Here is a 244-nt window from a genome sequence, read left to right as displayed (position 1 = left end):
CAACCGGACGGACATCTGGCGTTTTGCCTTTTCCGCCATCGCCCAAAAGCCCTTTACGGGGTATGGATTCCAGTCGTTCTGGCAGACCGAGGAACTGGTCTACAGTGGCGGCAAGCTCGAGACATGGGCCGTTGCCGCCTATAATGGCCATAACGGCTATCTGGATACACTTTTGACAACCGGGATACCGGGGCTGGTTCTCACGCTTATATGGTTGCTTTTCCTGCCGCTGCGCGACATAGGC

General features: G+C 56.1%; 1 protein-coding gene. It reads left to right on the top strand.

Annotation, left to right across the window (positions count from 1 at the left end; all coding sequences use genetic code 11):
• Nucleotides 1–244, top strand: a 244-nt coding sequence (locus tag AC0MA3_RS26700) for an O-antigen ligase family protein (protein WP_474658379.1), incomplete at both ends; no start/stop codon positions are given.

The organism is Paenibacillus sp. LS-5 (assembly GCF_056121505.1).
The sequence above is the reverse complement of the archived record's forward strand: the minus strand, read 5'-3'. Positions and strand labels throughout refer to the sequence as shown.